The organism is Rhizobium sp. 22-785-1, assembly GCF_053521965.1.
The window spans coordinates 61,224-80,193 of sequence record NZ_JBNWDI010000009.1 but is presented as its reverse complement, the minus strand read 5'-3'; the positions used below and the strand labels follow the sequence as shown (position 1 = coordinate 80,193).

The following is an 18,970-nucleotide window of genomic DNA, read 5'->3' as shown; positions in this document are numbered from 1 at the left end:
CTTATACTCCTTGCGGGCGTCGCAGATCGAGTGTCAGCGGAAATTCCGGCGACACCCTTTCCGGCCAGACCGTGTACTGGCCGCCTGTATGTCCCCACGGTTCGAAACGCGCCAGGCGACGCGCTTCCGCCTCGTTTCCATTGACGGGAAAGGTGTCATAGTTGCGCCCGCCCGGATGGGCAACATGATAGATGCAGCCGCCAATCGACCTGTTCGACCACGTATCATAAATGTCGAATGTTAAGGGCGAGTTGACCGGCAGCACCGGATGCAGTCCGGACGCCGGCTGCCACGCCTTGAAGCGCACGCCCGCGACCGAGACGCCTGAGGTTTCCGTCTGCTTCAGCGGCACGGAGCGACCATTGCAGGACACGGTGTAGCGAGCGGGATTGGCGGTTTCGAGACGCACCTGAAGGCGCTCGACGGAAGAATCCACGTAGCGGACCGTACCGCCAATCGCACCCTGTTCGCCCATCACATGCCATGGCTCCAGCGCCTGGCGCAGTTCGAGCTTGGAGCCCTCATATTCCACCTCGCCGAAGAACGGGAAACGGAATTCCAGCTGTGCTGCAAACCATTCGGGTTTGAGGTCGAAGCCATGTTCGCGAAGATCGGCCAGAACGTCGAGGAAATCGCTCCAGACGTAATGCGGCAGCATGAAGCGATCGGCAAGGGCGGTGCCCCAGCGCACGAAGCTGCCACCGATTGGGTTCTTCCAGAAACGGGCAATCAGCGCGCGCACCAGCAATTGCTGGGCCAGCGACATGCGCGCATTCGGCGGCATTTCGAAGCCACGGAACTCGACCAGCCCAAGACGACCCGTCGGGCCATCCGGCGAAAACAGCTTGTCGATGCAGATTTCCGAGCGATGGGTGTTGCCGGTGACATCGACGAGCAGATTGCGGAACAGGCGGTCGACCAGCCAGGGGAGCGGGGGAACGCCTTCACCTGGAGCCGGGACCTGCGCCATTGCGATTTCCAACTCGTACATGCTGTCATGGCGCGCTTCATCGATGCGCGGCGCCTGGCTGGTAGGGCCGATGAAAAGGCCGGAGAAGAGATAGGAGAGCGAGGGGTGGCGCTGCCAGTGCAGCACGAGGCTCTTCAAAAGATCAGGGCGGCGCAGGAAGGGGCTGTCATTGGGGTTCGCGCCGCCGACAACGACATGGTTGCCACCGCCGGTACCGGTGTGGCGACCGTCGATCATGAATTTGTCGGCGCCGAGCCTCGACTGGCGTGCGTCCTCGTAAATGGCGGTGGTGATATCGACGCAGTCCTTCCAGCTTGCCGCCGGATGGATATTGACCTCGATGACGCCCGGATCTGGGGCGACGCGGATGACATTCATGCGCTCGTCATGCGGTGGCGCATAGCCTTCGATATGGACGGGCAGGCCGAGATCGGTGGCGGCGGCTTCGGCGGATGCGATGAGATCGAGATAATCCTCGATGCGCTCGACCGGCGGCATGAAGACGCAAAGGCGTCCATCGCGGGCTTCGACGGAAAGGGCGGTGCGCACCGTTCCGGCTATATCGCTGATGACCTGTTCGTTGCGGCCAAGGTTTGGCGCATCGCCCGCCTGGAAGGAGGCTTCCGGCATGCTACGCGCCGAAGGCGGCACGTGATCGGGCAGCGGGCCGCGTGGAATGGAAGGGTCTGCCTCGTGAATATAGGGGAACTGCGATGGCGGGACGTAGGGGAGCGTTCCAAGCGGCAGGCGGTAGCCGACAGCGCTATCGCCAGGTACGAGGAAGATCTTGCCGCGGCGTGTCTTCCACCGCTCGCTGACCCAGCGCCGATGACCGGAGCTTTGCGCGTTCCACGCCTGGACGGGCAGAATATAGCCGGTCGGTTCCGTCAGGCCGCGTTCGAAGACGCGTGCGATACGGTTACGCTCTTCCGGGTCCTTGAGCTTGGAGTTCGACGGATCGACATTGTCGGGAAGATTGGCTTCCTTGATCAGCCATTCCGCCGGATCCTCATAGGCCGGAAGCACCAGATCGGGCTCGATTCCCAGATGGCCGGCAATCGAGGTGAGGAGCCGTTCGGCATCGACGGCGCTGACGCCGGTATCCTTGCCCTCCTCAGCCACGAGATCGGCATTGCGCCAGACGGGGTTGCCGTCTTTGCGCCAATAGAGCGAAAAGGTCCAGCGCGGCAGGCTTTCGCCCGGATACCACTTGCCCTGGCCGTAATGCAGGAAGCCATTGGGGGCAAAGCGCTCGCGCAGCTTGCGGATCAGAATATCCGCCTTTTGCCGTTTGGTGGGGCCGACGGCGCCGGTGTTCCATTCTTCCGATTCAAAATCATCGATGGAGACGAAGGTCGGCTCGCCGCCCATGGTGAGGCGCACGTCCTGCGCGGTCAGCACCCGGTCCACGGTCTCGCCCAGCGCGTTCAGTTCTTCCCAGCTTTCATCCGAAAACGGCTTGGTGATGCGCGGATGTTCCGCTACCCGCGTGACCTTCATGTCAAAGTCGAATGCGGTATTGGCCTCACCGAAATAGCCACCGGATATGGGAGCGGCATTGCGATAATGCGGGGTAGCCGACAGCGGAATATGGCTTTCGCCGGTGAGAAGCCCGGACGTCGGATCAAGCCCGACCCAGCCAGCGCCCGGCAGATAAACTTCCGCCCATGCGTGCAGATCGGTGAAATCCACTTCCGTGCCCGATGGTCCGTCAAGCGCCTTCAGATCCGGTGCCAGCTGGATAAGATAGCCCGACACGAAGCGGGCGGCGAGACCCAAGCGGCGCAGCACCTGCACCAGAAGCCAGCTGGTATCGCGGCAGGAGCCCTTGCCAGACAGAAGCGTTTCTTCCGGTGTCTGGACGCCTGGCTCCATGCGGATGACGTAACCGATCTCCTGCTGGAGCCTTGCATTGATGCCGACGACCATATCGACGGTCGTCTGGCCGGGGGTCTTGTCGATGGTCGCCATCAGCGCATCGAACAGTGGGCCTGTCTCTTCCGGCTTGCGGTAGATCGACAGGTCGTCCTTCAACGTCTCGGGATAATCGAAGGGCCATTTGGTAGCGCTTTCCTCGACGAAGAAATCGAAAGGATTGTAGACCGTCATATCCGCGACGAGATCGACCTCGATCTTGAACTCGGTGACCGGATCGGGGAAGACGAACCGAGCCTGGAAGTTGCCGTAAGGATCCTGCTGCAGATTGACGAAATGATTGGAGGGCGTGACCTTCAGCGAGTGGCTGATGACCTTGGTGCGCGAATGGGGCGCGGGCTTCAGCCGGATGATCTGCGGTCCCAGCCGAACCGGGCGGTCGTATTTGTAATGCGTCAGGTGATAGATGCTGGCCTTGATCGACATGAGGGCGAGGTCCCGATTATGATACTGAAATGGCGTGGCCGGTTTGGCGGGTGACTTCGTTAAAAAGCCTCGGCGATACTGACCGTATCGTCTGCGTGTTTCGCCCAGTCCCACATCCAGATCGTCTCACGCCATTTCAAAACTATCATCGCGTACTCGCCCTTCGCCTTTATTTACCGGCATTTGCGGATTGTTCCGCCCCCTCTGTTGCATCGACTTTGTGCAATGCACGCAAATAATGCAAGGAACATTTCGACCCGGTAGCGCATTCGATGCGGCGGTATTTCTGGCAACACTTCGGGGTTGTGTGGACAAGGGCGGGCGGAGTGATATTGCTGTCATCCGAGAGGTCGACAGTTGATTGCTGTAAGCTGTTGTGATTCGACGATTTCAGAAAGTGGCGGTCCATTGACAGTGCAGGGAAATTCTCCGGAAGAGAAAGCCGCTTATGCGCTTTTCGATCTCAATTTCCGCTCGCAATTGCGCATGATGGGCAATGCGTTCTGGGGCTCTCCCGTGCGCGGACGGCTTATCCTGCTGGCCTGCGGATTGCTGACCATCATTCTGGTGACCGCCTATGGGCAGGTGAAGCTGAACGAGTGGAATGCGCCCTTCTACAACGCGCTGGAGCGGCGCGATATCAATGCCTTCATCCACCAGCTGGAAGTGTTCGCCATCATTGCCGGTTGCCTGCTGCTGCTCAACGTGTTCCAGACCTGGTTGAACCAGATGACGGCGCTGAACATGCGCGAGGGCCTGGCGAAAGACATGGTGGATCAGTGGCTGAAGCCCGGCCGCGCCGCCAAGCTTGCAAGCTTCGGCACCATTGCCATCAACCCAGACCAGCGCCTGCATGACGATGTGCGCAACCTGGCCGAAAGCAGCACGGCACTTGCCATCGGTCTCGTCAACGCCACCATCATCCTCGTCAGCTTCATTGGCGTTCTCTGGGGGCTTTCCGCTGGCTTTGCGCTGGAAATCGGCGGAAAGATGGTGGCGATCCCGGGCTATATGGTCTGGGCGGCGCTGCTTTATGCGGGCTCTGCCTCGCTGCTTTCCAACCTTGTCGGCTACCGGCTGGTGCCACTGAATGCCGAGCGCTACTCGAAGGAAGCCGAGCTTCGCTTCTCCTTGATGCGCGCCAGCGAAAACCTTACCGCCATCACGCTCTCGCGTGGTGAAAAGAACGAGCGCCACCGCATTCGCGGCGATATCGATGCGGTGCTGGGCGTGATCCGTGGGCTTGCCATGGCGCTCACGCATCTGACCTGGGTGTCTGCCGGTTATGGCTGGCTTGCCATCGTCGCGCCGATCCTGATTGCCGCGCCTGTCTATTTTTCCGGCAACCTGACCTTCGGTGGGCTGATGATGGCGGTGGGCGCCTTCAACCAGGTGAATGTGGCGCTGCGCTGGTATATCGACAATTTCGGCCCGATCGCCAGCTGGAAGGCAACGCTGCAGCGCGTTTCGATCTTCCGTCACGCGCTGATCCAGATGGACAGTGTGGAGCGTCATGGCAATGCCATCGAGGTGGAGCGCGTGGCCACCGATATCGTGCGGCTTTCGGCCATCGAGATCATTCCCGATGCCGGAGGGCAGGATGGACGGCGCACCTTCCGTCTGCGCGAAGACCCGGTGGAAATTGCGGTTGGCGACCGGGTGATGATCAATGGCGACCAAGGCGTGAACCGGCGGCTGTTCTTTGCCGCGATTGCCGGGCTATGGCCCTGGGGGCGCGGCAAGATCACCGTACCGCCGCGCGAAGAGATACTGTTCATTGCCCAGCACGGCTACATGCCGGCGGCACCCTTGCGCGAGATCCTGTCCTATCCGCGTGCGCCGCAGAAGTTCAAGGAAGACGAGTTTCTGGCCGCCATGGAAGCCTGTGGCCTTGGCCACATCATTCCGAAGATGAACGACGCGATCCGCTGGGACCAGAAGTTCGATTCCGACGAGCAAGCCTGTGTCCGGGTGGCCAATGCATTGCTGTTGAAGCCGCGCTGGCTGTTCATCGACGATCTTCTGGAAGGTTTGGAGAAGCACACGATCGACCGGCTGGTGGCGGTTCTGAATGGCATGCGCGACACGGCGGTCGTCTATATCGGGCGATCGGAAGCCTTTATGGAAACGATGTCGCCGCGAACGCTCCATCTGGATCTGGAGCAACAGCTGTAAAGACGGGCTCGACCTATTGTCCGAACCCGCTGTCTGAGCGCTTTCTTGCTGTCAATACTCGCGTTAAGACCGCGCGAGGCGAATAGTCCGGGCCTCTTCGATGATGATCGGCGCGCGGTTTTCGGCCTGCGCTTTCGCCGTCATGTCGGTTTCGAAATGCAGCATGAAAGGTGCCGTGACCGCAATCGATACGAGGGTAAGCAAGGCAGCCACGATCACGCGGTCATAATGCCTTTGCTTGATGTCATTCCCACTCCAGTCATATGCCATTTTTAGAGCCCCGCCCTGCATCTGGAAGTATGTGAACACACGCTAATTCATTAAGAGATTGACCCACTATAGTTAATGAAGCGTTACCGAAACTTGTGCGCCCCAGTATTAATGCGATTCGGCGGAATGTGACATGCGGCTCTATTTCGATGCGCGCATAGCAACATCCGCACACGAGGCTTGTTATTGGCGCGGATCGATTTCAACATGCGGTGTTGTTGAGGCGTGCCAAGGCCGGCATGCCGGAAACGAAAACCAGCCACGACGAAATGGCTCTTTTCGGGGGGCGGGCGAATAGGGTATCGCGGCACTGGGAGGTGCGCGATCAAGAGGTTTAAGCTCATGGATACCCAACCCCCTACCGATATGGAACTGACACTGCGGACGCTTGCCATGCCGGCCGACGCCAATCCCGCAGGGGATATTTTTGGCGGCTGGGTCATGTCGCAGATGGACCTTGCCGCATTCGTTCGCGCCAATGACGCTGCAGGCGGGCGCACCGTGACCGTTGCCGTCAACGAGATCATCTTCAAGAAGCCGGTCAAGATCGGCGATACGCTGTGCGTCTACACCCGTATCGAAAAGATCGGCCGCACATCGATCACGCTGAAGATCGAGGCCTGGACGCGCCGCCACTCGCAGCAATCCCGCGACAAGGTGACGGAAGCGATCTTCATCATGGTGGCGGTGGACGAGGCGGGCAACCCGAGGCCGGTGAAGGGGTGAGGGTTTTGCCTTCGATGTGCTTGGCTGCGTGTGTTGGCGATGTCGGTCAGTGGTAGGGGCGTCCTGATTACGCCCGCGACTGGATGTCCTGCTGCACGTGGTTCAGCGTATTGTAGAGGCCGGTGCCGTGGCGCAGGCGGCGGTGTCGAGCGATCTCGTCGCGTGCCTCTTCTTCCCTGCGGTCTTCCTCCCGCTCGGTGAAGGAGCGGAGATCGAAATCCTCGGCGATGGACATGCCCTTCTTGGCCTTGAAGTCGTAAAGATCGACGCCAATTACCGTGCAGTTTTCGGAGGTTGTTTCATCGATGAGGGCCTGGATTTCTTGCGCCTTATAAAGGCGCGCCGGCATTTCCAGAAGAACCGTATCGCCATCGCGCCAGCGGGTGGCAATGAGCAGCATCTCGTCTTTTCCGATGATGTAGCCAGGTGCGGTCATGGGAGAACCTCCTCGTCATCGCTGTCTCGCTGGAGGATTGACTGCTCGATCCCCGAGTCGTTTCATCCCTAGTGAGTGAGCAACGTCTACTATAATACTAGTATCTCTGTCAACAAGAAAACTAGTAAATATGAGAACAAAGAGAGAATCGCGTTGGGAACGCAGGGCCGTGCGTGGTAGCCGCCGTCAGGCGGGGGTGGTCCAAGATCGGGAGGGCAGTCCTCCCAAATGGTTTACATGTTGATGATCGAGCGGCGGACGCGACCGACAATGATGGGATCGTTATCCGGGAAGATCGGCTCATGCTGCGGGTTGGTCGAAACCGGCTCGAAGCGCATGGGGCCGGAGCGGTAGCGCTTATATGTGGCGTTGCCTTCCACGTCTGAAATGACATAGCAGCCATTGGGCACGAGGTTACGGTCGCTGCGATCGACGAAGATGATGGAATCGGGCGGAGAGATCCGATCCATGGAATCTCCTATGACTTTCAAAGCGATCCAGTCTCCGGAGGCCGGCAAATCCGCCACGCGGATGAGGCCAAGCGCTTCATCGGCAATGTCATCGCGGATCATGGCGCCGGCGCTGACCCAGGCGAGATAGGGCACGCTTAACGTGGGAATGCCCTCCGCATCCGGCGTGTAGGATGGGTCGAGCTCATGGACGCCGACGCCGAGCGCCTGGGCGAGAGCAGGAAGCTCTGTGGTCTTTTCGGTCAAGCCGGTCTCGAGCTGCGAGATGAGCTGCTGGCTGACGCCCGACAGTTCCGCAACTTTCGCCTGCGAAAGATTTTTGATCTTCCTGATCGACTTCAGATTTTCGCCAATAATTCCCATGGCTTAGTTATTACCAGAACGCTTGTGGAAAAGCACACAAGGAAACTAGTTGACGGACGCCCGAATTTTTACTAGTTTTCTTGTATGAGCAGATTTCGTCATCACATCATCCATGCCGCTGAGGCTGGCGGCTTTCAAGCCGGGCTTGCTGCGGCAAGCAGCTGTGACAAGCCGTTGCTTTTGCCGCCGCTGCCCGACGCCGGGCACGTCTGCGTGACGCCAGCGGTTGCGGGTGAGGCGGTGTCTGCTTTGCGAATGGCGGGGGATGGGTTTGTCCCTCGTCTGGACCTGCGCCCCGATGTCTTTGGTGAGCGGCACGCGCTGAGGCGAAAGGCGGAAGCGTCTTTTGCCGGGCCGTCTGCTCTCAGGCATCGGGGCGGGCTCGTGCTTGCCGGGCTTCTGTCCGGCCTCGAAGTGTTTCTGCCGATCATCGATGAAAATCTCGATATTCCGCGCGGCGTTTTTGCCGCGCTTTCAGGGGCCGCGACCTGCGCGGCCTTTATTTCCCGTATTCTTGCTCAGAAAGGTATTGTCGATGCCGATCAACAGGATCACGCCGACACGGCGGGGTAAGGCTGCGCTTGCGGCGGTGCTCGCCAGTATCGCTGCCGGTGGCTATACGGCCTATGACCGTTATGCCACGACGGCGAAAATGGATCCTGCCGTCATTCTGGCAGTGGAGAAGGCCATCATCCCCTGGGAGGGGCTGGTGCTGAAGTCCCATTGGGACCCTTACGCGAAAATCTGGGACATCTGTTATGGCGAGACGAAAGGTGTCGGTCCCGGCATGACGAAGACGAAGGCGCAGTGTCGCGACATGCTTCTGCGCCGCGTCCATGATGACTATCACCAGGCGATCATGACATGCTCTCCGAACCTGGCGAAAGCACCTTTGAGCGTTCGTGCGTCGATGATCTCCGGCGCCTATAATTTTGGTGTCGGTGCCTGGTGCCGGTCGACGGCGAAGGCGCGCGTTGAGGCAGGGCAGTGGCGGGCGGCCTGTGAGGCGCAGACGGCCTTCAATCGTGCCGGTGGCCAGATCGTGCGCGGCCTCGTCAACCGTCGGGAAATGGGCGACGCGCGGCGCATTGGCGAAGCCGAACTCTGCGTGAGCGGCCTATGAACATGCTTTTTCCGACTTCGCTTCTGGCGCGCTTTGCAGCCCTTATCATCGTGGCCCTGCTGGCCTTTGGCGGCTTTCGGCTGTGGCTGGCGTCGCATGATGCGACACTGCTAAAAGGTTATGTGCTTCTCTCGGAAAAGACCGCCGCCGAGGCAAAGGCTACGGAACTGGAGCGCCAGCGCAATGCGAGCGCCCAGGCGCTTGAAGACTATCGCAAGCGTGCGGTGGCCGATGCTCTTACCCAACGAAAACGCCAGGCTGAACTCGAAGAGGCGATCCGCAATGACAACCAGACGATGGATGATGGCGATTACCGCTGGAGCGATGCTGATCGTCTCTGGCTGTGCCGGCAAAGAGGCGCGGCTGATTGCAGCCGCGGACGCGCGGGGCAGGATGGCCGCAGGAATCCGCCTTCCGGATCTGCCCGATGAGTGCCGTCAGACGATGGACAGGGTCGTGCCGAAATACGGGATCGAGAAGCCGCGCAATACGCAATTGCGATGGGAAGTTGCGGCCGATCTCGCTGACCGACGCACCGGGCGATGCGCCTCCTTTTACGATGGCGTGAAAACACGTTTCGACCCGACCACGCCGCAGGGCGTGGAGCGTGGTATCAGGCAATGACAGGACTTGAAGACATGAACGGCCATGAAACCCACCGCGCCTATAGCGATGCCGCCACCGCACAGCTTGGCGAGCGCGTCACCAACCTGGGGCGCAGGCAGAGCGATCTTGAAACGGAAATGCGCTCCGGTTTCAAGCAGGTGGAAAACGCCATGGGGGTAATTGCCAATGAGATGCGCACGTCGATCTCCGGCCTGTCTGCCAGCCTTGCGGAGCGCAGCCGTACCCAATGGCCTGTCGTCTGGTCGGCGGTTGGCGTGTCGTTCACGATCCTGGCGGCGCTCAGCGCCTTCGTTTATGGCACGCTCAGCAAGGACCAGAGCCGTCTCGATGCCGCGATCCTGAAAAATTCCGAATTGGCACAGATGGCTGTCGCCAGATTGGCCGAAACCACGCAGCAGAGCATCGTGGCCATGACCGAGCGGATGGTGACGCGCCAGGAAATGGAGTGGCGACAACAGCGCGGCTCCGAGGACCGCATTCGACTGGAAACAGAAATCAAGGATTTGCGCGACGCGCAGGTTCCACGTCCCGAGGTCGATCGCGCTTTTGCCGATTACGATCAACGCTTCAGCGCTCAGCAGCGCCAGATCGACGAGCAGAAGAGGCGAGCTCAGCCTCAATAAGCCTTTAAGCTCACGTTCGGCATGTGGTGCCGATCATGTCTTTTCCGAAGATCTGGCGAAATGATGCACGCCGAAAGCGACTGCCGCGATGATGAGGATGCAGGGGATCAAAACGAGCGCCATATGATGGCCGAGCGCAAGTCTGCCCAATAGCGTTTCGACAGCCTGTCCCAAACCATAGCCGACAGCGGTGATGACGGTGCCCCAAGTGGCGGCGGAAATCATGTTGATGAAGAAGAAGCGAGTGGCCGCAATGGAGGATAGGCCGATTGCGACCGGGCTGATGGTGCGAATGCCATAGACGAAGCGGAAGAAAAAGATGAAGGCGTTGGGATGCTGTTCCAGCCAGGAGGTGACGCGCCTCATTGCGGGCTTTGCCGTCAGCCGCTTCACCGCTTTAAAATCGCTGGCATAGCGTCCGAGAAAAAACAGGATCTGGTCTGCCAGGAATGAGCCAATTGCGGCTGCCATGGCGGCCTGCGAATAGGGAAACAGACCCTTGTGGGCCAAGACCCCGCCGAGAAATACGACGGTCTCTCCCTCGACGCCGGAGCCAATGAGAACGGCGGCAACGCCGTAATCGGTTATGAAGTGTTCAAAGGCCATGATGTGTTCCGGATGATTGGTCGATGGTAAGACTGTCGTGGGGCACAAATGGTTGCTACCGCATCCTGGTTTCGCGCCTGTCGTCTTCGGTATTTTCGTGGTGCCGGCGCGTAAAGGGATCCATCGCCTTATCGTTTCGTGATCCAGCCGGCGAGTGATGCCGTAAGGCGTGGGACTGGAGGAGCGGATGGCGAAACATCGGAAAAAATCGGACCTGCCTTCGAAGATCTGCCCGGTCTGCGGCAGGCCTTTCGTCTGGCGCAAGAAATGGGCTAAGGACTGGGAGACTGTAAAATTCTGCTCCCAGCGATGCCGCGAAGCGAAATAAGGGTTCGCTCCCGCCCGTCCTGACGAAGTGATGAGAGCGCCACTACGAAACGAAGACGTGCCCTGCCTCTTCAAGAAGACGTTCTGCGCGGTCCCAATCCCTGTCCGGCACGAGAATATGCTCGCCGTCAAAGGTGCAGAGAACGAATACGCCTATGCCATTTTCGGAGATCGGTTGGATCAGTGCCTGAAGGATGCCGGTCGCATTAAAGGGAATGGGGCCGAGGCTGCGCAGACAGCGCCAGTTCGGCTCGGCTTCGATGTCCCCCGGCACGCGGTCTTGCAGGCAGATCAGAGTGAGTTCATCATCGCTTCTCACCAGGGCGGAGAAGCCGGGCCCATTGAACCAGTCCGGGACGGATGCGCTAGCTGCAAGTCGTGCGACGCCGTAGAGACCGGGAACAATGCGCAGATTGATCGAATGTGGCATGGCGCCTCGTCCCTCTACTGTCTGGTTTCAGCGTCGATCAAGGTCGTGGGACGTACCGCGCAATGGGCCACGCATTTTTCGATCTGTGAGAAATCCGTCAGGCCGCACCAGAACACTTTCCAGCGCTCCTGTTTGAAACAGCCATCGGACTGGGCGTAGTAGAATATGTTGACCTGGTTGTTATGGCGCGAGCGCCAGAACAATTGCGGTGTCTCTTCGCGCATGACCTTCCAGACCGCACGTCCCAGGCCCTCGCCCTGCGCCTCATCCAGCACGGCGAACTTGTCGAGATAGGGCACGCCATCTTCTTCAGTCATGATGATGGCGGCGCGGTAATGCTCGCTGATATAGGCCCGCAGCAGGCGGGTGCGCTGGAAATAATCCGCCACCACCGGCCGCCCGAAGCTGGATTCGATCAGTGCTCTCAACCGGGTCAGGTCCAGCTCCTCCCAGGAGGTGGCGCGCAGCACGCGCTCGCCGCGGCGGATCAGCGTGCCGGAGCCCTTATGGGTAAAAAGCTCCTGCGCCAGATTGGCCGGGTTGGTGATCGAGATCGAAGACTCCATCGGCAAGACGTCCAGCAACTCTCTCATCTGCTCGATCTTGAAGGTGAAGCCGCCGTCGCCATAGGTTTTGCCGACGAACTGGTCGTATTCGGTAGACAGGTTGATCGAATCGATCCGGCGGCCAGTGTCATGGCGCAAGCCGCCCTGGCTTGTCAGAAAAATGACCTTGAACGGTTGCAACGACCGTACCATCTCGCTGGTCGCGTCATCGCTGCCGATCTCGATGACCTGGCCCGATGGTGTCTCTCCGACGCTGCTGATGACAGGGATCGATCCAGCATGGAAGCTGGCTTCGATCGGTGCCAGTTCGACGGCGCTGATGGTTGCAACAGGATTGGCAGTATTGCCTGTCGACGTTTGCGCCATGAAGATGCCTGCCGCAATCGAAGTGGCGCGCGCGCCTTGCTGCTCAAGCAGTTCGACAAGCTTGAGATTCAAAGCTTCTGCCGAAAACTCAAATCGATTGCCAGCGGCTGCCCCCAACAGGACGATAGGCGTCAGGCCGACCTGTTGCAGAAACGACAGCGACGAGGCTGTTGCCTCCGCTTCGCGCGCATCGTGCAGGATCGCGCCATCGATGTTGACCACCGCGAAGCGCTTGGCATCGAGCTGGGAAAAGCGTTTCAGATACTGGTCGATCTCCTTGGCGCTTGCCATGGTGGAGAGAAGACGCACGATTGTCTGGCGGGTGTCGCTTTGCATTTTAGGCACGGTCGTTGATTGTTTCGGGCGATGGAGTGGTTTCACCCATAGGACCAAGATTGTCCATTTCCAAATCATATCGACCATGAAGGCGAAAAAGAGAGCGGTGCGCTCATCAAAATCTCGCGCCTCGCCCCCGGGAGGGTAGGCGAGGCGCGAGAGACCGCAGCAAAGGGGGGCTGCGGTCTACTGATCAGAGGTTGGCGAGAAGCTCGTTGACGCGGCTTTCCATATCGGCCAGCGCGGAATCAACGTCCTTCTGCCCGGTGATGGCCGCACTCATTTCCTCGCCGACAATGTCCTGAATGGCGAACTGGCGCTGGACGGCAGAGGGCAGCGGCTTGCCAAGCGTGGCGATCGGCGCAATCGTGTCGCGATGCGGCAGCGCCTTGAACTCGGCGGATTCGATGACCGCCTTGTAAGCCGGCAGGTGGCCGGTGCGCGACCATTCAAAATCATTATCGGCAAAGAATTTCAGGAACTTGGCAATCGCCGCTTCCTGCTCCGGCGTGCGATCCTTCTTGGAAACCGCCCAGCTGTGGCCATCGGCATATTGCGCCTTGGCACCAGGGAAGAGCTGCGGATAGGGATAGACCGCATAGCCGCCCTTGTTCAGCGCAGTGCCCGGCTTTTCAGATTGGGCATTGTAGTCGCCGACCATCCAGGTGCCGTTCAGGTGTACGCCGCCTTCACCACCGAGGAACGCGTTGATGGAGCCGCCGTAATCGAGGTCCTTCGTCGTGTCGTCCTTTTCGAAGATGGTCTTGTACATCTCCACGATCTTGCGGGCTTCCGGCGTGTTGAACTTCACCTTTTTCGGATCGGCGAAGAAATCGGAATCCTGCTGGAAGAGATAGGTGTAGAGATTGCGGGCATAGAGCGCCGTCTCATTGGCAAGGTTCTGGACGAAATAGGGCTTGCCGGTCTTCTGCTTGAACTGCTCGGCCTGGGCCAACAGCTCTTCCGGCGACTTTGGCAGGATCGGCGTGCCATCGGCATTGACGAGGCCAGCGGTTTTGAACAGGTCCATGTTGATATGATAGAGCATGGTCCAGTTGTCGATCGGCAGGCCGTAGATCTTGCCGTTCTTGGTGACACCTTCCTTGGCGGCGTCGGTAAATTTGTCCGGCGTCACGCCGACCGTCTTTAACATGTCGTCGAGCGGTACCAGCAGATCCTTGGACTGATAGTCGGACAGGACAGATTCATGGATGGTAACGATGTCCGGTGCGTCGCCCGAGGCGAACTGAGCGGTCAACTGGTCGTAGCCCGGCCATTCCACCGTGGTGACATTGATCTTGATATCGGGATTGTCGGCAGCGAATTTGTTGATCATCGAGGTGATGATGCCGCATTCGCCCACCGCCTTGCTGATATCGGTGTTCTTGCCAAAGTCTGCATCGCAAGCGCCGAAGAAGCGCTGCACCTGCAATTCGGTCTCGGCAAAGCTTGGTGATGCGACCAGAACCGCGGCTGCGGATATGGTGGCGAGAAACAATGTCCTCAAAGTCATGATAGTCTCCTCCTCCTCAGGTTTCGCCGTCGCTGGGCGAGCGGCGTCTTTTCCTCATTCGTTCAGGCCTTGCATCTTGGCCGGAGCGTCATGCATCACCGCACCGCCGCGCCAGAGACGGCGGTGACGATATATTTCTGGAAAAACAGATAGATGATCAGGATCGGTGCGCCGGCGAACACCGCCTGCGCCATCAGAAAGCCGATGCCCTGCGACTGGGCAAAGTTCATTTGCGTCGAGGCAATGCCGACGGTGAGCGTGAACATTTCCTTCTTCGTCGCAGAGATCAGCGGCCAGAAGTAATCGTTCCAGGCGCCGAGAAAGGTGAAGATGCCAAGTGTCGCTTGGGCCGGAACGGTCAGTGGCAGAAGCACCTTCCAGAAGACGCGGAAGCGGCTGGCATTGTCGAGGATCGCCGCCTCATCCAGCTCCTTTGGAATGGCGCGGAAATATTGCGTCATCAGGAATACGCCGAAGGCGGACGACAGACCGGGCAGGATCAAGCCCGGATAGGAATTGTGCAGGCCAAGCCAGCTGAAGATCTGATGGCGGGCAATGAGCACCGCCTGTTCCGGCACGGCGAGACCCAATAGCACGAGGACGAATAGCACGTCGCGACCGGGGAAGTTCAGCCGGGCGAAGCCATAGCCCGCAAGCGAGGATAGGATCAGCGTCATGATCGTCATGCCGCCCGCCACCACGATGCTGTTGAACACCCAGAGGAACACGCTGGAGGTGCCGATCGTGTCGATATAGTTCTTGATCGTGTAGGGCAGATGGAAGACCGAATGCGGATCGACCATCAGCGCATTGTTGTCTTTCAAGGACAGCGCGATGACGTAAATGACAGGCGCTGCCATGACGATGGCCAGAAGGATGACGAGGCCGTAGAGAACGCGGTCGCCGAAGGATCTGCCGATGATGTTGGAGTTTTGCGAAGCCATCACACATCTGCCTTTCTGCGGGACACCAGAAATTGCACCATGGCCGCGATCAGGATCAGCACGAAAAGCACTTCGGACGCGGCGGCACCGAGGCCAAGATCCCAGCGGCGGAAGGCGGTTTCGTAGATATAGAAGACGATCGGCTTGGTGAGGTTGTTCGGGCCACCGCGCGTCATCAACAGCGCCTGGCCGAAGAGCTGGAACTGAAAGACGATCTGGATGATGACGACGAGCACGAAGGTGCGCTTGATCGAGGGCAGGGTGATGGACCGCAGCGTCTGCCAGCGGTTGGCATTATCGAGGGCTGCGGCCTCGTAGATATCCTGCGGGATCTGTTGAAGGGCCGAGAGAAACAGCATCATCGGCAGGCCGATGCACCACCAGACGGTGGCGATAGCGATGCCGATCATCGCAAGGCTCGGGTCCGACAGGAAGGCAGGGGCACGAGCACCGAACAGGCCGAAAATCATCGACAGAAGGCCGATATCGGGAATGTAGACGATCCGCCAGATCAGCGTGACGATGGTGACGGAGAGAACCGACGACGAAAAGAACAGGCCTCTGAGAACGGCGGCGCTGCGGGTGCGCTTGTTAAGGCAGAGCGCCAGAAACAGGCCGAGCAAGGCCAGCGACGGGACGGTCAAGAGTACGAAATAGAAGGTGTTCCAGATCGACTGCAGAAAGATCTTATCATTGAACAGGCGGACATAATTTCCGAGGCCGATGAAGCGGCCGGAGGAGAATGTATCCGCCTTGTGGAAGGAAAGCCAGATTCCCCAGAAGAGCGGAACGACAAGCAGCGTGACGAAGAAGACGAGATAGGGCGCGACGAAGAGGAAGTTTCGCCATTGAGGCGCGTAGATATCGACGCTCTTTCTTCGCTTGATTGGGACTGTATTTGGTGCAGTCAGTGCTTCAGCCATGACCCACCTCCCGCGCATGCCAGGCGCGGCCTGACGCAGCGAAGAGATGCGCCTTGGCGCTATCGAAGGAGAGGCCCACCCGGTCGCCGACCGTAACACGGCTATCGCCGCTATCAGAGCCGACAAGCTGTTGGCCGTCGGCAAGGCGCACATAGACCAGCGTGCGCTCTCCCAGCCGCTCCACCACATCCACAATGCCTTCGGCAGAGCCGGTGCCGGGTGTGGTGATGCGCATGTCTTCCGAACGCAGGCCGAGTTCGAATGCGCCGGGCGCGATGCCTGCGGCCGGAATGGCGGTTGCGATCTTGATGCCGGAGGCGGTTTCGACGCTCACCAAGCCAGCATCCGTGCCGATGGTGACGGGCAGGAAATTCATTGCCGGGGCACCGACGAAGCCGGCGACGAAGCGGCTGGCGGGACGATTGTAGATCTCCATCGGCGTGCCGATCTGCTCGATCTGCCGATTGTTCATGACGACGATCCGGTCTGCCAGCGTCATGGCTTCGATCTGGTCATGGGTGACGAAGATCATCGTCGATTTTAGCCGCTGGTGCAGTTGGGCAAGCTCGATGCGGGTGCGGGTACGCAATGCCGCATCGAGATTGGACAGCGGCTCGTCGAAGAGGAAGGCTTTCGGCTCCTTCACTACCGCACGACCGATGGCGACACGCTGCCTCTGGCCGCCGGACAATTGCCCGGGCTTGCGCTCCAGCAGATGGCCGATCTCCAGCATGCGTGCGGCTTCGGCAATACGGGCATCGATGACGGAGCTGTCGACGGCGATGTTCTTCAGCCCGAAGGCCATGTTGTCGCGCACCGTCATATGCGGATAGAGCGCATAGGACTGGAAGACCATGGCGACGCCGCGTTTGCCCGGTGGCTGGTCGTCGATGCGTTCGCCATTGATGCGGATTTCGCCGTCATCCACACTTTCCAGCCCGGCAATCATGCGTAAAAGCGTGGACTTGCCGCAGCCGGAAGGGCCGAGGAAGACGACGAATTCATGCGCCGGAATGGAAAGCGACAGCCCTTCGAAAACGGTCAGCCCGCCGAAGTGCTTGCTCACATTGTTGATATCGATACTTGCCGTCATTGTCTCTCCTCCCATGACCCGTCTGGCATTCCCGGCTCAGCCGGTCAGACCTTGATGCGGAGCATCTGGTAGGAGTAGGGAGCGCAACGCGCCGAAAGCCGCCCGTTGGCAAGCGTTGCAGTATCGGCCTTTTTTGGCGCGACATTGTCCATATTCGCTTGCGTGTTGACGGCCTTCAGATCGGCATGGGTCATGACCTGGTGATCGGTGATGCTGCTTTCGCTGCCGAAGGCTGCGACGTCGAAGTCGGCCTCGATCTCCTTGTCGGAGCGGTTGACAATGAAGAAGCTGACGAAGCGGCCTTCCTCGTCATGCACGGCGGATACGTCGAGGCAGGATACCTCGCCCGCCACATCGCTCTTATAGGTGGGGCTGTCGACCTTCAGATCCAGCGCCTTGCCGCGACCGTAGCGGGAGGCAAACAGGAAGGGATAGAAGATCGTCTGGCGCCAGGCCGGTCCGTTCGGCGCGGTCATGATCGGCGCAATGACGTTCACGAGCTGCGCCAGGCAGGCAATGCGCACCACATGCGAGCGGCGGATAAAGGTGTTGAGGATCAGGCCGACCTGCAGCACATCCTCGAAATTGTAAATATCCTCAAGGAGCGGTGGGGCAAATGGCCAGCCATCGGCGCCGGCAAGCGTTTTCTTGTCCTGTTCCTTCGAGTGATACCAGACGTTCCACTCGTCGAAAGAGATATAGACCTGGCGCGACGAGCGCTTCTTGGCCTTGATGTAATCGATGACGCCTGCGACCGACATGATATAGTCATCGAGCTTCTGGTTCATCGCCAGATAGTTGCCCACATCATTGGCATGGTTTTCGAAATACATGTGAAGCGAGATGTAATCGACCTCGTTATAGGTGTGGTCGAGAACGGTCGCTTCCCACTCCGGATAGGTCGGCATCTTGGCATTGGACGAGCCACAGACGACAAGTTCGAGCGAGCTGTCGAAGGCGCGCATGGCCTTGGCGGTCTCATGGGCCAGGCGGCCATACTCATCGGCTGTCTTGTGGCCGATCTGCCAGGGGCCATCCATCTCATTGCCGAGGCACCAGAGCTTGACGTCGAAGGGCTCCTTGCGCCCATTGGCAATGCGCTTGTCGCTCCACTCGCTGCCGCCGGTATGATTGGCATATTCCAGCATATTGCGCGCTTCATCCAGACCACGTGAGCCAAGATTGACGGCCAGCATCATTTCGGTGTTGGCGGATACGCACCAGTCGGCAAATTCATGCAGGCCGACTTCGTTGCTCTCAGAAGTATGCCAGGCAAGATCGAGGCGTACGGGACGTTCTTCCTTCGGGCCAACACCATCTTCCCAATTGTAGGCGGAAACGAAGTTGCCGCCGGGATAGCGCACGATCGGAACATCCAGTTCCTTGACGAGATCGATGACATCCTGACGCATGCCGTTCTGATCGGCCGCTTCGTGGGCTGGCTCGTAGATGCCGGTATAGACCGCGCGACCGAGATGCTCGATGAAAGACCCGTAGAGTCTTGGATCAATATCCGCCACGACAAATTGCGGATGCGCCACAACCGACACCTTCATGCATTCCTCCCATTAATATCATAAAAAACGATATGTATCGCCATTGCTGATAATAAATCGGAAAATCCGGTAAGGGTCAACCGGAAGAGCGCTGATACCGCGTGAAGAAGCTACCCGTAATTTCTAACAGCTTGATGTCGCATTCTTATTTTAAATATCGGAATTC

The 18,970-nt window shown here is 59.1% G+C and carries 20 protein-coding genes; 8 read left to right on the top strand and 12 right to left on the bottom strand.

The window, feature by feature from the left end:
• Position 1: 1 nt before the first annotated feature.
• A complete protein-coding gene (locus ACQZ5M_RS17635) occupies positions 2–3,331 on the bottom strand; it encodes a transglutaminase family protein (RefSeq protein ID WP_449080393.1) in 3,330 nt (1,109 codons plus the stop codon).
• A 408-nt stretch (positions 3,332–3,739) separates the two neighbouring features.
• On the opposite strand from ACQZ5M_RS17635, the gene ACQZ5M_RS17630 reads away from it, so the two are divergent.
• Positions 3,740–5,506: an ABC transporter ATP-binding protein/permease gene (locus tag ACQZ5M_RS17630; protein ID WP_449080392.1), complete on the top strand. Its 1,767-nt coding sequence runs from the start codon at positions 3,740–3,742 to the stop codon at positions 5,504–5,506.
• A gap of 63 nt (positions 5,507–5,569) precedes the next feature.
• On the opposite strand, the gene ACQZ5M_RS17625 is transcribed toward ACQZ5M_RS17630, so the two are convergent.
• On the bottom strand, positions 5,570–5,776 hold the full coding sequence (locus ACQZ5M_RS17625; RefSeq protein WP_296014319.1) for a hypothetical protein: 207 nt from the start codon (positions 5,774–5,776) through the stop codon (positions 5,570–5,572).
• Positions 5,777–6,118: 342 nt separating this feature from the next.
• Here ACQZ5M_RS17625 and ACQZ5M_RS17620 point away from each other — a divergent pair, with 342 nt between their 5' ends.
• The gene (locus ACQZ5M_RS17620; RefSeq protein ID WP_296014318.1) at positions 6,119–6,502 is read left to right on the top strand and encodes an acyl-CoA thioesterase; all 384 of its coding nucleotides are present in this window, start codon (positions 6,119–6,121) and stop codon (positions 6,500–6,502) included.
• A 67-nt stretch (positions 6,503–6,569) separates the two neighbouring features.
• Here ACQZ5M_RS17620 and ACQZ5M_RS17615 read toward each other — a convergent pair whose 3' ends face one another.
• Positions 6,570–6,938 (bottom strand): hypothetical protein, encoded by a 369-nt coding sequence (locus tag ACQZ5M_RS17615; protein ID WP_449080391.1) that lies wholly within the window; start codon positions 6,936–6,938, stop codon positions 6,570–6,572.
• A 233-nt stretch (positions 6,939–7,171) separates the two neighbouring features.
• On the bottom strand, positions 7,172–7,771 hold the full coding sequence (locus ACQZ5M_RS17610) for an XRE family transcriptional regulator (RefSeq protein WP_448746489.1): 600 nt from the start codon (positions 7,769–7,771) through the stop codon (positions 7,172–7,174).
• Positions 7,772–7,855: 84 nt separating this feature from the next.
• On the opposite strand from ACQZ5M_RS17610, the gene ACQZ5M_RS17605 reads away from it, so the two are divergent.
• Genes ACQZ5M_RS17605 through ACQZ5M_RS17585 form a run of 5 tightly spaced genes read left to right on the top strand, consistent with a single transcriptional unit; the run spans position 7,856 to position 10,144 of the window.
• Positions 7,856–8,344 carry a hypothetical protein gene (locus ACQZ5M_RS17605; protein WP_449080390.1) on the top strand — a complete coding sequence of 163 codons (489 nt, stop codon included), beginning with the start codon at positions 7,856–7,858 and terminating at the stop codon, positions 8,342–8,344.
• Positions 8,307–8,894, top strand: coding sequence for a lysozyme (locus tag ACQZ5M_RS17600; RefSeq protein ID WP_296075358.1), 588 nt, complete (start codon positions 8,307–8,309; stop codon positions 8,892–8,894). Before ACQZ5M_RS17605 ends, ACQZ5M_RS17600 begins: the two co-directional genes overlap by 38 nt.
• Positions 8,891–9,325, top strand: a complete 435-nt coding sequence (locus tag ACQZ5M_RS17595) for a hypothetical protein (protein WP_296075356.1) — start codon at positions 8,891–8,893, stop codon at positions 9,323–9,325. Before ACQZ5M_RS17600 ends, ACQZ5M_RS17595 begins: the two co-directional genes overlap by 4 nt.
• Positions 9,288–9,518, top strand: coding sequence for a hypothetical protein (locus ACQZ5M_RS17590; protein WP_296040267.1), 231 nt, complete (start codon positions 9,288–9,290; stop codon positions 9,516–9,518). The genes ACQZ5M_RS17595 and ACQZ5M_RS17590 overlap by 38 nt, the downstream gene beginning before the upstream one ends.
• A 14-nt stretch (positions 9,519–9,532) precedes the next feature.
• Positions 9,533–10,144, top strand: coding sequence for a hypothetical protein (locus ACQZ5M_RS17585; protein WP_449080389.1), 612 nt, complete (start codon positions 9,533–9,535; stop codon positions 10,142–10,144).
• Positions 10,145–10,177: 33 nt separating this feature from the next.
• Here ACQZ5M_RS17585 and ACQZ5M_RS17580 read toward each other — a convergent pair whose 3' ends face one another.
• Complete coding sequence (locus ACQZ5M_RS17580) at positions 10,178–10,750, bottom strand: DedA family protein (protein WP_449080388.1); 573 nt, start codon at positions 10,748–10,750, stop codon at positions 10,178–10,180.
• A gap of 187 nt (positions 10,751–10,937) precedes the next feature.
• Here ACQZ5M_RS17580 and ACQZ5M_RS17575 point away from each other — a divergent pair, with 187 nt between their 5' ends.
• Positions 10,938–11,078, top strand: a complete 141-nt coding sequence (locus tag ACQZ5M_RS17575; protein WP_296013939.1) for a DUF2256 domain-containing protein — start codon at positions 10,938–10,940, stop codon at positions 11,076–11,078.
• Positions 11,079–11,120: 42 nt separating this feature from the next.
• On the opposite strand, the gene ACQZ5M_RS17570 is transcribed toward ACQZ5M_RS17575, so the two are convergent.
• From ACQZ5M_RS17570 to arfA, 7 genes are all read right to left on the bottom strand, one after another.
• A complete protein-coding gene (locus ACQZ5M_RS17570) occupies positions 11,121–11,507 on the bottom strand; it encodes an ACT domain-containing protein (RefSeq protein WP_449080387.1) in 387 nt (128 codons plus the stop codon).
• Between the two features lie 14 nt (positions 11,508–11,521).
• Positions 11,522–12,775, bottom strand: coding sequence for an acetylglutamate kinase (locus ACQZ5M_RS17565; RefSeq protein WP_449080386.1), 1,254 nt, complete (start codon positions 12,773–12,775; stop codon positions 11,522–11,524).
• Positions 12,776–12,968: 193 nt separating this feature from the next.
• The gene (locus ACQZ5M_RS17560; protein WP_449080385.1) at positions 12,969–14,288 is read right to left on the bottom strand and encodes an ABC transporter substrate-binding protein; all 1,320 of its coding nucleotides are present in this window, start codon (positions 14,286–14,288) and stop codon (positions 12,969–12,971) included.
• Positions 14,289–14,383: 95 nt separating this feature from the next.
• Positions 14,384–15,232, bottom strand: a complete 849-nt coding sequence (locus tag ACQZ5M_RS17555) for a carbohydrate ABC transporter permease (protein ID WP_296076324.1) — start codon at positions 15,230–15,232, stop codon at positions 14,384–14,386.
• The gene (locus tag ACQZ5M_RS17550) at positions 15,232–16,155 is read right to left on the bottom strand and encodes a carbohydrate ABC transporter permease (protein ID WP_449080384.1); all 924 of its coding nucleotides are present in this window, start codon (positions 16,153–16,155) and stop codon (positions 15,232–15,234) included. The genes ACQZ5M_RS17555 and ACQZ5M_RS17550 overlap by 1 nt, the downstream gene beginning before the upstream one ends.
• A complete protein-coding gene (locus tag ACQZ5M_RS17545) occupies positions 16,148–17,248 on the bottom strand; it encodes an ABC transporter ATP-binding protein (protein ID WP_449080383.1) in 1,101 nt (366 codons plus the stop codon). Before ACQZ5M_RS17545 ends, ACQZ5M_RS17550 begins: the two co-directional genes overlap by 8 nt.
• Positions 17,249–17,292: 44 nt before the next feature.
• Positions 17,293–18,804 carry an arabinosylfuranosidase ArfA gene (gene arfA, locus ACQZ5M_RS17540; RefSeq protein WP_449080382.1) on the bottom strand — a complete coding sequence of 504 codons (1,512 nt, stop codon included), beginning with the start codon at positions 18,802–18,804 and terminating at the stop codon, positions 17,293–17,295.
• Positions 18,805–18,970: the final 166 nt, after the last annotated feature.